The 12,949-nt window shown below is 67.7% G+C and carries 11 protein-coding genes; 3 read left to right on the forward strand and 8 right to left on the reverse strand.

Features of this window, described 5'->3' with window-relative positions; genetic code table 11:
• Nucleotides 1-2: 2 nt before the first annotated feature.
• The 6 genes from FG93_RS26045 to FG93_RS26070 form a co-directional block, all read right to left on the reverse strand.
• Complete coding sequence (locus FG93_RS26045; RefSeq protein ID WP_052514218.1) at nucleotides 3-917, reverse strand: ABC transporter permease; 915 nt, start codon at nucleotides 915-917, stop codon at nucleotides 3-5.
• Nucleotides 914-2,053: an ABC transporter ATP-binding protein gene (locus FG93_RS26050; RefSeq protein ID WP_244448741.1), complete on the reverse strand. Its 1,140-nt coding sequence runs from the start codon at nucleotides 2,051-2,053 to the stop codon at nucleotides 914-916. Before FG93_RS26050 ends, FG93_RS26045 begins: the two co-directional genes overlap by 4 nt.
• Nucleotides 2,054-2,058: 5 nt before the next feature.
• Nucleotides 2,059-3,114 (reverse strand): ABC transporter substrate-binding protein, encoded by a 1,056-nt coding sequence (locus FG93_RS26055; RefSeq protein ID WP_043240446.1) that lies wholly within the window; start codon nucleotides 3,112-3,114, stop codon nucleotides 2,059-2,061.
• A gap of 168 nt (nucleotides 3,115-3,282) precedes the next feature.
• A complete protein-coding gene (locus FG93_RS26060) occupies nucleotides 3,283-4,581 on the reverse strand; it encodes an FAD-binding oxidoreductase (RefSeq protein WP_043240450.1) in 1,299 nt (432 codons plus the stop codon).
• A gap of 24 nt (nucleotides 4,582-4,605) precedes the next feature.
• Nucleotides 4,606-6,099: an aldehyde dehydrogenase family protein gene (locus FG93_RS26065; protein ID WP_052514229.1), complete on the reverse strand. Its 1,494-nt coding sequence runs from the start codon at nucleotides 6,097-6,099 to the stop codon at nucleotides 4,606-4,608.
• A complete protein-coding gene (locus FG93_RS26070; RefSeq protein ID WP_043240453.1) occupies nucleotides 6,096-7,202 on the reverse strand; it encodes a mandelate racemase/muconate lactonizing enzyme family protein in 1,107 nt (368 codons plus the stop codon). The genes FG93_RS26065 and FG93_RS26070 overlap by 4 nt, the downstream gene beginning before the upstream one ends.
• A 167-nt stretch (nucleotides 7,203-7,369) precedes the next feature.
• On the opposite strand from FG93_RS26070, the gene FG93_RS26075 reads away from it, so the two are divergent.
• Together FG93_RS26075 and FG93_RS26080 are read left to right on the forward strand one after the other, a co-directional pair.
• Nucleotides 7,370-8,854, forward strand: coding sequence for a PLP-dependent aminotransferase family protein (locus FG93_RS26075; RefSeq protein ID WP_043240645.1), 1,485 nt, complete (start codon nucleotides 7,370-7,372; stop codon nucleotides 8,852-8,854).
• 179 nt (nucleotides 8,855-9,033) lie between these two features.
• Nucleotides 9,034-10,644, forward strand: coding sequence for a GMC family oxidoreductase (locus FG93_RS26080; RefSeq protein WP_043240456.1), 1,611 nt, complete (start codon nucleotides 9,034-9,036; stop codon nucleotides 10,642-10,644).
• Nucleotides 10,645-10,808: 164 nt separating this feature from the next.
• Here FG93_RS26080 and FG93_RS32650 read toward each other — a convergent pair whose 3' ends face one another.
• Entirely contained in the window at nucleotides 10,809-11,030 is a 222-nt protein-coding gene (locus FG93_RS32650; RefSeq protein WP_152579637.1) for a hypothetical protein, read from the reverse strand.
• A 682-nt stretch (nucleotides 11,031-11,712) separates the two neighbouring features.
• Here FG93_RS32650 and FG93_RS33720 point away from each other — a divergent pair.
• Nucleotides 11,713-11,838 (forward strand): ABC transporter, encoded by a 126-nt coding sequence (locus FG93_RS33720; protein WP_152579638.1) that lies wholly within the window; start codon nucleotides 11,713-11,715, stop codon nucleotides 11,836-11,838.
• A 159-nt stretch (nucleotides 11,839-11,997) separates the two neighbouring features.
• Here FG93_RS33720 and FG93_RS26090 read toward each other — a convergent pair whose 3' ends face one another.
• Entirely contained in the window at nucleotides 11,998-12,411 is a 414-nt protein-coding gene (locus FG93_RS26090) for a phasin family protein (RefSeq protein WP_161783888.1), read from the reverse strand.
• Nucleotides 12,412-12,949: the final 538 nt, after the last annotated feature.

Genomic DNA, 12,949 nt, shown 5'->3' on the forward strand with positions numbered 1-12,949 from the left:
GTTCAATGCCCCGCGCCGAAGAGGCCGGCGCCGCGCGAGAGCCGGGCCGCCAGGACGAGCACGACGAGCGTGATCACCAGCAGCACGACACCGAGCGCGCTCGCCGCCCCCCAGTTGAAGAACAGCTCGATATCGTTGGCGATGCGGTTCGAGACCATCGTCACCTTGCCGCCGCCGAGCATGGCCGGCGTCACGTAGAAGCCGAGGCAGAGCACGAAGACGAGCGCGGAGCCGGCGGCGAGGCCGGGCAGCGACAGCGGAAAGAACACGGTCCAGAAGCCATGGGCCGGGGTCGAGCCGAGACTGGAGGCCGCCCGCAGCAGGTCGCGGTCGATCGCCCGCATCGTGCCGTAGAGCGGCAGGACGAGGAAGGGAAGCATGATATGGACCATGCCGATCAGCGTTCCCGCGACATTATGGACGAGCTGCAGCGGCTCGCTCCAGAGGCCGAGCTCGATGCCCCAGGTGTTGATCAGCCCGCGACGCTGCAGCAGCACCAGCCAGGCATAGGTCCGCACCAGCAGCGAGGTCCAGAACGGCAGCAGCACCGCGATCATGCAGAGATTGGCGGCGCGCCGCGGCAGCTGCGACAGGAAATAGGCGAGCGGATAGCCGAGCAGGATGCAGATCGCCGTGGTCAGCAGGCTGATCTCGAAGGTGGTGCGGAAGGTGCGGCCATAGGAGGGCTCGGCCAGCATGCGCCGGTAATGCTCCAGGCTCGGTGCACCGGCATCGTCGAAGAAGGACAGGCCGAACAGCCAGCCGACCGGCAGCAGCACCGTGACGGTGACGAGCAGGAGCGCAGGCGCTGCCAGCGCCGCCAGCCCGAGTCGCTCGCGCCAATGGTCGCGGCGCAGCGCCGCGGCATGGAAATCGTCGCCGGGGGCGCCGGCGATGCTGAGCCCGGGCGCGCTCATGTGCGCTCCCTCCCCTCGTCGGCCAGCAGCACGGTGTCGCTGACGGCGATGCCGACCGCGATCGGCGTGCCGCGTGCCGGCGGCGCGGAATCGTCGCCCCGCGTCGCCATGCGCAGGCTGACCAGGCTGCCATCGCCCAGCACGAGCTGCAGCAGCAGCGTGTCGCCCTGGTAGATCGCGCTCTGGACCGTGCCCTCGAAGCGGTTCATCGCCTCGGCTTCGCCGCCGTCGAGGATGCGCAGCCGTTCCGGGCGCAGCATCATCACGCAATGCCGCTGCCCGGCCGGGATCTTTGGCGCCCGGATGACGGAGCCGGCCGCCCGGCAGATGCCATCGGCGACCTCGACTGCGAGGAACGAGGATTCGCCGATGAACTCGGCGACGAAGCGGCTGCCGGGCTGGTCGTATATCGCGCGCGGGGTGTCGATCCTCGCGATCCGGCCGCGATCGAGCACGGCGATGCGGTCCGACATGGTCAGGGCCTCGCGCTGGTCATGCGTGACATAGACGGTGGTGGTACCGAGGCGGTCATGGAGCTGGCGCAGCTCGATCTGCATGCGCTCGCGCAGCTGCTTGTCGAGTGCCGAGAGCGGCTCGTCCATCAGGATGATGCGCGGCTCGAAGACGATGGCGCGGGCGAGCGCGACGCGCTGGCGCTGGCCGCCGGAGAGCTGGTTGATGCTGCGCCCGCCATAGCCGCCGAGCTGGAACATCTCGAGCGCAGCCTCGACGCGGCGGGCGATCTCGTTCGCCGGCACGCGCCTGAGCCTAAGCGGGAACCCGACATTGCGGGCGACATCCATATGCGGAAACAAGGCATAGTTCTGGAAGACCATGCCGATCTCGCGCTTGTGCGGCGCAAGCCGGACGACCTCGCGCTCGCCGAAGCGGATGCTGCCCTGGTCGGGCCGCAGGAAGCCGGCAATCGCCATCAGCAGGGTCGTCTTGCCCGAACCCGACGGGCCGAGCAGGGTCAGGAACTCGCCCGGCCTGACATCGAGATCGACAGCGTCGAGCACGGAGACGGCGCCATAGGCCTTGCTCAGTCGCCGCACCGCGATCGGCAGCGCCTTACCTACGGGTGAGACGAGCGGGGCTGCCGCTGTGGCAGCCTCCCGCTCGCCGGAATCAGCCACCCGCCTCATTCGGTCAGCATATTCTGATAGGCTGCCGAGGCCTGGGCCTCGAACTTGGTGTACCAGTCGAGGTCGATCGCCACTTGCTTCGCGGCATTGTCGGGATGGGAGGGCAGCGTCCTGGCATAGGCCGCCTCGATCGTGCCGAGGTCATAGGCTTTCTTGTTGGTCGGCCCGTAGGTGATGTATTTGGTGAATTCCGCCTGGTATTGCGGCTTGCTGATCTCGGCCAGGAACTTCATCGCCAGGTCCTTGTTAGGGGCCCCCTTGGCGATGGCGAAGCAGTCATAGTCGAGCAGCGCCTGGTTGAAGGTGTAGGCGACCTTCGCACCGTCCTTGGCGGCGACGTCGAAGCGGCCGTTCCAGCCGGTGATCATGTCGACCTCGCCATCCTTCATCAGCTGGGCGTGCTGGGCGCCGGAGCTCCACCAGACCGCGACATGCGGCTTCAGCTCGCGGATCTTCTTGATCGCGCGCTCGATGCCGCCGGGCTGCGACAGCACCTCGTAGACCTTCTCCGGCGGCACGCCGTCGGCCATCAGCGCGGGCTCGAGCGCGCCGGCCACGCCCTTGCGATAGGAGCGCTTGCCCGGGAATGTCTTGACGTCCCAGAAATCGGCCCAGCTCTGCGGGCCGCTCTGGCCATAGGTCTTGGTGTTCCAGGCCAGCACCGTGGAGAAGACATCGCCGCCGACGCAGTAATCCTGCGCCGTGCCGGGCACGAAGCTCGAGGTGTCGATGACCTTGTAGTCGAGCTTTTCGAGGATGCCCTCGGAGCCTGCCCGCGCCGCGCTGCCGGAGCCGCTGGCGACGACATCCCAGGTCACGGCGCCGGCCTTCACCTTGAGGCGCAGGTCGGCGATGCTGCTATAGGTCTCTTCCCTGAGCTTGATGCCCAGCGCCTTGGCGGCGGGCACGAACAGCGCCTTGCTCTGCGCCTCCTGATAGGAGCCGCCGAAGGACACGACAGTGAGCTCCTGCGCCAAGGCGGGCAGCGCGCCGGCCAGGCTCAGGAGAAGGACGAGGGTCGATCGCGACGGCAGGATCGGCGGGCACTGCATGTCATATCTCCTGGGCTGAAGGGCGCATGTCCAGCGGCAGTCGCGCAGTCGCCGCGGCGACCCAGCTTCCCGCCTCTGTGAGCCTGCAGAATTTGTTGAAATTGGTCTGGCCAGAAGGTCCATTCTGAGAATTGGGGAAGGCCAATCCGCAGGATCGATCCCGCTGGCTCATCGGGCGAGGCGATCGCGCCAGCGGTAATAGAAGACCGACGGCGCGAGGAACCAGGGATTGCCGCTGTAGAAGGGCCGCGTCGGGAATGGCAGGTCGTCGAGCGCGGTCTTGCCCACGGCCAAGCCGAGCACCTGCTGGCCGAGCCGCATGCCGAAATAGCTCGCCGTGCCGACGCCCGCCCCGCAATAGCCCATGGCGTAGTAGAGCCCGTCATGGCGGCCGACATGCATCAGCTCGTCGAAGGTGTAGGCGACGAAGCCGCACCAGGAATGGCTGATCCGCGTCTTCGCCAGTTCGGCGAAGATCGCGCTCATGTCGGCATGGAGCTTCGGCCCGCTGCGCCGCGGATCGGTCTCGCTCAGCGAGACGCGGCCGCCGAACAGGATGCGGCGCCGGTCGGGCGAGGCGCGGTAGTAATAGACGACCTTGCGGGTATCGCTGACGATGCGGTTGCGCGGGATCAGTTTGTCCATCAGCGCCGGCTCCAGCGGCTCGGTCGCGATGATGTAGCTGCCGATCGGGATGACGCGGCGGCGCAACCAGCCGGTCGCCGGCCCGGTATAGCCGTTTGTGGCGACAACGACGTCGCGCGCGCGGATCGTGCCGCGCGGCGTCTCGACCAGGAAGTCCTTGCCCTGCCTTGTGATCGCGGTCGCCGGGCAGAACGGCACGAGCGCGGCGCCCGCCGCGATGACGCGCTCCAGCAGACCCTGATGATAGCGCGCCGGGTTGACCGAGGCATGGCCGGCATAGACCACGCCGCCATGATAGAGGTCCGAGCCGATCTCGTCGCGCTGCTCGGCCCGTGGCACGACATGGCAGGGCACTTCGAGGCCCTTGGGCTGGGTGTCGACGCGGCGTGCGAGCATCTCGTACTGGCCCGGTGAATGCGCGGCGTGAAAGCGCCCGACCACGTCGAAATCGCAGTCGATCGCCTCGTCGCGCACGAACTCGCCGATCCAGCGCAGCGAGCGATGGCCCTCCTGCAGGATCGCGAAGGCCCGTTTCTCGCCGTGACGGCGCGCCAGGGCCTCGAGGCCGGGCTTGATGCTGGTCGAGATCTGGCCGCCATTGCGGGTGCTGCAGCCGAAGCCGGCCGCCTCCGCATCGAGCACCACCGTGCTGCGCCCGCCCCTGGCGGTCTGCAGAGCGGCATGCAGGCCGGTATAGCCGGAGCCGACGACCACGACATCGGCCTGTTTCGGCGGCTCCGCGCGGGGCAGTTCCGGCCGCGGGACCCCGTCCCACCAATAGGGTGCCGCCTTGAAATCGGCGGTAAACAGCTCACTCGACATTCCGTCGTTTCCCCCCGGGCCCGTTCAGAGCCGCGCCACAACACTCTTGAGCTTGCAGTAGCTGCGCAAGCCCGCCATGCCCTTGGCCCGGCCAAAGCCGGATTTACGGTTACCGCCGAAGGGCATGGCGATGCCGCCGGCGAAGAACTCGTTGATGTAGACCTGGCCGGCATCGACCGCGCGCGCGAAGCGCCAGGCCTTGGCATGGTCACGGGTGTAGATGCCGGCGACCAGCGCATAGGAGGTCGCGTTGGCGGCCGCGATGACCTCGTCCAGATCGGCGGCGATCTGCACCGTCAGGACCGGGCCAAAAATCTCCTCCTGCACCAGTGGGTCGTCCGGGCCGCGGGCAAGAATGATGGTCGGACGATAGAACCAGCCGCCGCCGCACTCGCTTGCCGGGACGATGCCGCCACCGATCAGGATGCGGTTTCCGGCCGCACGCGCCCGCTCGACATGGGCCTCGATGCGCGCGAGCTGCTGCAGCGAATTGATCGGCCCGATGCCGGCCTCGCTGAGGCCGTGGCCGAGTTGCATCGCTGAAACGCGGGCGACGAGCCAATCGAGAACTTCGCCCGCGATCGGCTCCTCCAGGATCAGCCGCGAGCCGGCCGAGCAGATCTGGCCGGCATTCTCGTAGATCGCTCCGAGCACGCCCTCGACCGCCGGCCCGATCTCGCAATCGGCCATGAGCGCGACGGGGGATTTGCCGCCGAGTTCGAACGCCAGCCGCGTGACATGCTCGGCCGCCGCCCGCATCACGCGTTGGCCCGTCGCGACCGAGCCGGTGAAAGTGATGTGGTCGATGCCGGGATGGGAGACGAGCGCTGCCCCCGCCTCCGCGCCCGTGCCGGCGACGACATTGAGCACGCCGTCCGGCAGGCCGGCCTCATGCAGCAATTCCGCCAGCATCAGCGTGGTGAAGGGCGTCTGCTCGGCCGGCTTGACGACGAGCGTGCAACCGGCGGCAAGCGCCGGCGCAATGCCGCGCGCGGCCGTCGAGAGCGGATAGTTCCATGGCACGATCTGCGCGACGACGCCGATCGGTTCCTCGATCGTCACCCCGAGATAATCCGGGCCGAGCGGCACGCTGTCGCCATGGAGCTTGTCGGCGGCCCCGGCATAATAGGCGAAGGCGCGGATGACGCCGCCGACATCGCCCTCGGATTCGGCGAGCAGCTTGCCGGAATCGAGCGTCTCGACGACAGCGAACCGCGCCGCCCGCTCGCGCAGCAGATGGCTCGCGCGCATCAGAATTTCGCCGCGGGCCGCCGGCGTCATCTGCGACCAGGGGCCGGTGAGCGCCGCGCGCGCTGCGGCCACCGCCGCCGCCACATCCTCGGCAGTCCCCGCCGCGACGCTGGCGAAAGGAACGCCGCGGCCGGGGTCGAAACTCTCCATCTCCCGCCCGGAGACGGAGGCAATGAGCCGGCCGCCGATGAAATGCCCGCGCGGCAGGCCAGCCAGGGTGCCGGTGCGTTGCGCTTCCGCGACCAGCCCCGCCTGGTCGAGGGTCACGCCGACACCTCGCTGACGCAATACTCGGCCCGGTCCAGCCAGTCGGGCTCGATCTCGACGCCCCAGCCGGGCTCGCAAGGGATCGCGACCATGCCGTCGCGGGCTTTTGGTGGGTTGCGCAGCAGCCCCTGCTCCCATGGATAATAGTCAGGCCCCTCGATCGAGAACTCGACATAGGGGCCGGCATTGGCGAGCGCGCCCATGACATGCAGGGTGAACACCGTCACCAGCGACTGGTTGGCGGAATGGGGCGTCACCGGCAGGCCGGCCTCGGCCGCCCAGCGCGCCACCGTCAGCATGCGCCCGACGCCGCCGATATAGCAGATATCCGGCTGCACCACGTCGACGACGCGCCCGTCGATCATCGCCCGCCAGATCGCGAGGTCGCAATCCTGCTCGCCACCGGTGACGTCGAGGTCGAGCGCCTCGCGGACCTCGCGGGTCCAGGCATGTTCCCAATAGGGACAGGGCTCCTCGAAATGGACGATGCCATGGTCCTGCAGCATGCGGCCGACCGCGATGGCGCTCGCCGGCGAGTAGCCGCTATTGGCATCGACCAGCAGCGTCGCCTCATCGCCGAGCGCGGCGCGGACCTGCGGCACGATCGCCTCGGTGCGGCCGGGCCATTCATCGCGGTCGCGGCCGCATTCGCGCCCGACCCGGAACTTGAAGGCGCGGTAGCCATGGGCATCGCGCAGCCGGGCGAGCCGCTCGGCCTCGGCCTCGGGCGTGATCTCGCCGCGTTTCATGCTGGAGGCGTAGACCGGGAACGGCCGCGGCGTGCCGCCGAGCAATTCGCAGACGCTTTTCCGCTCCTTCCGGCCGCGCAGGTCCCAGAGCGCCGTGTCGAGCCCGGTCAGGGCCCGGCAAAGATAGGAGCCCGGGAACTTGTGCTCGCGCTCGCCGATCGTCGCGACGAGGTCGTCGACCGCGAAGGCGTCCCAACCGATCGCCCAACGGGCGACCTGGCGGTGGAAGACGGTCGCGGTGATGTCGGCATTATAGGGCGAGAACTGGCCCCAGCCCTGGCTGCCATCCTCGCAGGTGGCACGCACGAAGCCGACATCCGGGGTCGTGAAGCTTTCGAGACGGGTGATCTTCATTGCTGCCGCCGCCAATCCATCGCCGTGGCCCAGCGCGATTGCGAGGCGGCGTGGGCCCAGAAAGGGACTTGAATTGGTCTGAACCCAAGGTCCATTCTGGCGAAAGCAGCAGTCCAATCGCAGAGATCGGGACCAGCGCTGGCTTGGGCAAGAGCACTGGGAGCGACATGGTCAAACGCGAGGAAGGCGTCCTGCTGCAATCGATCGTGCTGGATCGAGAGGGGCCGCATGGGCTCAGCGTCCAGGTCTGCGTGGGCTTGCGCGAACTCATCCTGAGCGGCGCGCTCAAGGTCGGCGAGCGCCTGCCGGCGACACGGACGCTGGCGCAGGAGTTCGGCGTGGCCCGCACCACCATCGTCGAGAGCTTCGAGCGGCTCGCCGCCGAGGGGCTGGTCGAGACCCGCGTCGGCGCCGGCACCTATGTCAGTCAGGCGCTGGCGAGCGAGCGGCCGGCGCCCGTGACTGCGGCTGTGGCCGTGCCGACCGCAAAACTCCGGCTGGCGCAGGCGATGGACTCCGCCTCGAAGCTGTTCGGCACACGCCTGCCGCACCAGCCGCGCGCCTTCACCACGGCGATGCCCGCTTTTGACGCCTTCCCGATGGCGCAATGGGCCAAACTCTCCGGCCGGCACTGGCGCAAGGCGCGCCAACAGGTCCTCGGCTATCCCGATCCCCATGGCGAGGCCGTGCTACGCCAGGCGATCGCGGCCCATCTGCGGCTCAACCGCGGCATCGCCTGCGAATGGCAGCAGATCTTCATCGTCGCGGGCGCCCAGCAGGCCTTCCAGCTCCTCGCGGCGACGCTGATCAATCCGGGCGACAAGGTCTGGTTCGAGAACCCGGGCGCGATCGGGGCCCGCAACAGCCTGATCCTGTCGGGCGCCGATATCGTGCCGGTTCCGGTCGACGAGGCCGGCCTGATCGTCGAGGCGGGCCTGCGCCGTGCGCCGGATTTCAAGCTCGCCTTCGTCACGCCCTCGCACCAGCAGCCGCTCGGCGCCAAGATGAGCCTGGAACGGCGCCTGGCCCTGCTGGAGGCGGCGCAGGCGAGTTCCGCCTGGATCATCGAGGATGACTGGGACGGCGAATTCTGCTTCCAGGGCGCGCCGATGGCGACGCTGACCAGCATCGACCTGACCGGCCGCGTGATCTATGTTGGCACCTTCTCGAAGACGCTGTTTCCCTCGCTGCGGCTCGGCTTCCTCGTCGCCCCGCCCCAGCTCGCCGAGCAGATCGGAATCTGCCTCGACGCCTTTTCGCCGGGCGTACCGACGGCGCTGCAGGGCATCGTCGCCGATTTCATCGTCGAGGGGCATTTCGCCACCCATGTCCGGCGCATGCGCAAGCTCTACCAGGAGCGTCATCAGGCGCTGATCGCGGCGGCGGACGCGCATCTGGCGGGCGACCTCACCGTGATCTCGACCCATACCGGCATGCATACGATCGGCTTCCTGCGCGAGGGGTTGGACGCCGTCGCGGTGACGCAGGCCGCCGCCCGGCGCGGCATCACGGTGGCGCCGATCAGCCGCTTCAGCCTGGAGCCGGTCGAGCGCGACGGGCTCGTGCTCGGCTTCAGCGGCTTCACCCCGGCGCAGATCCAGGCAGGCGTGCTTGGCTTGCGCCAGGCGATCGACGATCTCGCCCCGGCCTGATCCCAACTTGATCCCTTCTTGCGGATTGGACTGGCGCTTCGAACAGAATGGTCCTTAGCGACAAGCCCAATTCACCCTAAAGCATCGGCCGGAAAAGTGGATGGCGGTTTTCGGAGAAAACCGATGCAAACACATCGAGAGCCTGCTCAGCCAACGCCGGAAGCGGCAGGGAGTCCGTCTTGGAGGAATGGGATGTCATCGTCATCGGCGCGGGCTCGGCCGGCTGCGCGCTGGCCGGGCGGCTCGCACTGGCCGGGCGCGGCCGCATCCTCGTGCTCGAAGCCGGGCCGCGCGACCTGAGCCCCTGGCTGCATCTGCCGATCGGCTACGGCAAAACCTTCTACCACCCGCGCCTGAACTGGATGTACCGGACGGAAAGCCAGCCGGGCCTCGCCGGCCGCCAGATCTACCAGCCGCGCGGCAAGGTCGTGGGCGGGTCGAGCGCGATCAACGCGATGGTCTATATGCGCGGCCAGCGTGAGGATTTCGACGGCTGGGAGGCGATGGGCAATCCCGGCTGGGGCTGGCGCGAAGTGCTCGCCGCCTATCGCCGCATGGAGGATCATGCGCTCGGCGCGTCAGTCTGGCATGGCGCGGGCGGCCCCGTGCATGTCGAGGACATCGCCTCGGTCGTCCATCCCCTCACCCCGATCTTCGTCAAGGCGGCAGGGGAAGCCGGCCTGCCCTTCAACCCCGATCTCAACGGCGAAAGCTGCGAGGGCTCCGGCTTCTACCAGATCACGACGCGCGGCGGCCTGCGTGAATCGGCAGCGCGCGCCTATCTGCATCCCGCCCGCAAGAGCGGGCGCGTCAAGGTCGAGACCGGCGTGCTGGCCTCGCGCATCCTGTTCGAGGGACGCCGCGCCGTCTGCGTCGAAGGCCGGCGCGACGGCCAGCCGGTCGGCTTCCGCACGGCGGGTGAGATCGTCGTCGCGGCGGGCGCGATCAATTCCCCCCAGCTGCTGCAGCTCTCCGGCATCGGCGCGCCCGCGCTTCTCGCGCAGCACGGCATCACCGCCTTGCACGCCTTGCCGGCGGTCGGCGCCCATCTCCAGGACCATCTCTGCTACGACCATGTCTACCGGTCCAGGCAGCCCAGCCTGAACGAGGCGCTGCTCTCCTGGCCCGGCCGCATCGGCATGGCGCTGCAATACGCGCTTCACCGCAGCGGCCCGCTCGCGCTCAGCGTCAACCAGGGCGGCGGCTTCTTCAAGACGCGGCCGGGGCTCGAGCGCCCGGACATGCAGCTCTATTTCTCGCCGCTGAGCTATGAGCGCGCCCTGCCCGGCGTGCGCGCGCTGATGAAGCCCGATCCGTTCTCCGGCTTCAGCACCAGTGTCTCGCCCTGCCGGCCGCGCAGCCGCGGGCATGTCGCGATCCGCTCGCCCGATCCCCAAGTCGCCCCGGTGATCGAACCGAACTACCTCTCCGATCCAGAGGATATCCGCGACATCCTCGCCGGGGCACGGTTCCTGCGCCGCCTGGCATCGGCCCCGAGCTTTGCCGCCCTGATCGAGAGCGAGATCCGCCCGGGGCGGGATTGCGCCGATGACGAGGCGCAGCTCGATGCCATCCGGCAGCAGGCCTATTCGGTCTTCCACCCCTGCGGCACCTGCCGGATGGGGCCCGACCCTGCGGATTCAGTGGTCGATGCGAGCCTCAGGGTGCATGGCCTCGGCGGCCTGCGCATCGCCGATGCGTCGATCTTTCCGACGATCCCCTCGGGCAACACCAACGCCCCAGCGATGATGGTCGGCGAACGTGCCGCCGAACTCATGCTCGCGGAGTGAGGCGCGAGCAGTGAGGCGCTTGGAAAACCGCCCCCATCGCAACGATGCGCCCGAACCCATCTTCCAACACTAAAGGAGGGATCACACTCCACGAGATGACGGGATTGGTTGCCCGGGGCGTGCCGGTGCCATTGCCCGCCTGTCGGGCGCGTGAGCAGGTTGTCTCAGGCCGCGCGGCTGTGGATCGAACGCAGGTAATGCTCGGCCTGCTGATAGTGCCGCTCAGCCTCGATGTGATTGCCGGCTCGGGCCTCCGCGTCACCAAGCGTCAGGGCGCGCTCGTATCGCTGTCGAGCGTCCGGATAGGCCCCCAGTTGCTCCCGTTGGGCGGGCAGGCCGGGTGGGTTGAAAGAGTGGAAATTACCGCGTGAGGACGGTCGGCGCACGGCGCTTCTCCTTGTTCACCTCCGCAACCACGGAAGCCTTCGCGACGATCGCTCGCTCCGGGGCATTCCAGGCCAACCCGTTCCCGCCGCATTCACGCGGACTCAGCCCAATCTCGTCGCAAGCGAAGCCTTCAGGACCGACGCGGCGCAGAAGAGGCCGGCGGGCCCGACAACCCTTTGTTGTAGGAGCCACTCCACCGGGCCACGCGTGCGACCCGACAGCATTGCAAGTTCCAGCATTGCAAGTTCACTGACACAATCGAGCCTGCCGCAACGCGCTTCCAGCTCGCGAAAGAGCGCGACGCCTGTTGCGGGCACTTCACATCCAATCCGATGGGGGAAACCTGATTCGAATGAGCCTGCCATCGACGCTCGCTCTGCGGGGTCACGCGATGAACGCCCGCCCCACGATTTGGTTCCGGGACGAAGCAGGCCCATGACGCGCGCCGAGGTGAGACAACCGTCCGCGTCATTCATGGCAGGCCGGTTATGGGCCCGGTTAGCCGGCCCCCCGCCCAAAAGCCGGCATGACCCAGGGTTGAACGGCTCGTGCTTGTCCATCGATAGAGCTGGGCGCTACGATGCTCTAAAAGACTTGGATCGATTCGCGTCTTCTTAACGAATCGACTGCTACGCAACCATGGCGTATTGCAAAAGCAGCGCCGATACTCGAGGGGCTCGGATGACCAGATCAGCTATTGTTATTGTGTCGATCGCTTTGCTTGCCGCCGGCGGCTGCGTTGGTGTTGGCAAGGGCAAGGGCAAGGCGCCCCCGCCGGTCGCCACGCCAATCGTCACCAAGGGCTAACCGATTGCGCGACGGCTCGCCGCCGTCGCGCAACCACCCGGCACTGGCACATTCCCTGCGTCAGTGCCTTTTTAAACGCGAATGATAGCGCCGTACTACGGCTCCTCCACAGCCCTGCCCGAGAGCGTGTCAGTACCCCGGGCGACGACGCAACGTTGCTCAAGCGGCCTTGCGCGGAACCTGCGACCGCAGCGGCTGCGATGATTGGCCGATGACCTCCCCGGTCAGCTTGCTGCATTCCGCCATGATCCCCTCGCTGAGATCGGCCAAGGCCTTGCCTTCGTCGATCAGCTTTTCGGACAGGCTCATCGTGGCCTCGATCTGGCCGGCCTGGAACGCCAGCAGCCCCTCGGCGTCCTTGATCTCGGAGGCCGCCTTCAGGCGCTCGATTCCCAGGTCCATGCAACTCCGCAGCATCTTCATCTGCAGCGTGCTGAGCTTCTGAAAATTGTCGAGCGCGAGCCTGTTCGTCTCGACGGCAACGGTCATTGAATTCTTCCACGGTTCCATCAGGCTGTTCGACAGGTCATGCATGGTCGTGTCTCCCGTTGGCTTGTGATTGTGAGCGCTCATGACGGGCAGCCCTGAAGGAATGCCCGCCAGCTCGCCAGTCTGGACCCCGGCAAGCGACGCCATGACGACAGCGCAGCCGATCGACGCAAACGACCCAACCGCAGCCGGCTGCAGTCTTGGATGAGGCTGCCTTGGATGAGGCTGAGCCGCATCCGGGTGGAGCGAGAGGTTTTGCTCGTGGATGATGGCGGTTTCCTGACGGGAGACCTGGCCGCCCCGGCGGCGGCCCTCAGGGCCCTGTCGCTCGCTGACGAAGTCGTGACAGCGGGCGCGAGCCGGGCAGCCCGATGCCGCTTGCACCTTGCAAAGGCAGGTTCATGATGACAGCAAGACTTGGCTGGCTCCGTCACTGGGATGAGAGGTCAGCGACGGGTTCGGCGTGTGAGTTCCGGGGTTGCGTGGGGAGCGTCGCATGCTTGCGAGGAATAACCTCAGGGCTGTCTGGCTGCGCATCGGGGTCGTGCTGGCTCTGGCCGCACTCGTCATCATCCCGATGCTGCTCAACTAGGAACGCGAGCCGGCGGCGAACTGGGGAGTT

The sequence above is a fragment of the Allobosea sp. LC85 genome (genome assembly GCF_000735605.1).
Classification (GTDB): domain Bacteria; phylum Pseudomonadota; class Alphaproteobacteria; order Rhizobiales; family Beijerinckiaceae; genus Allobosea.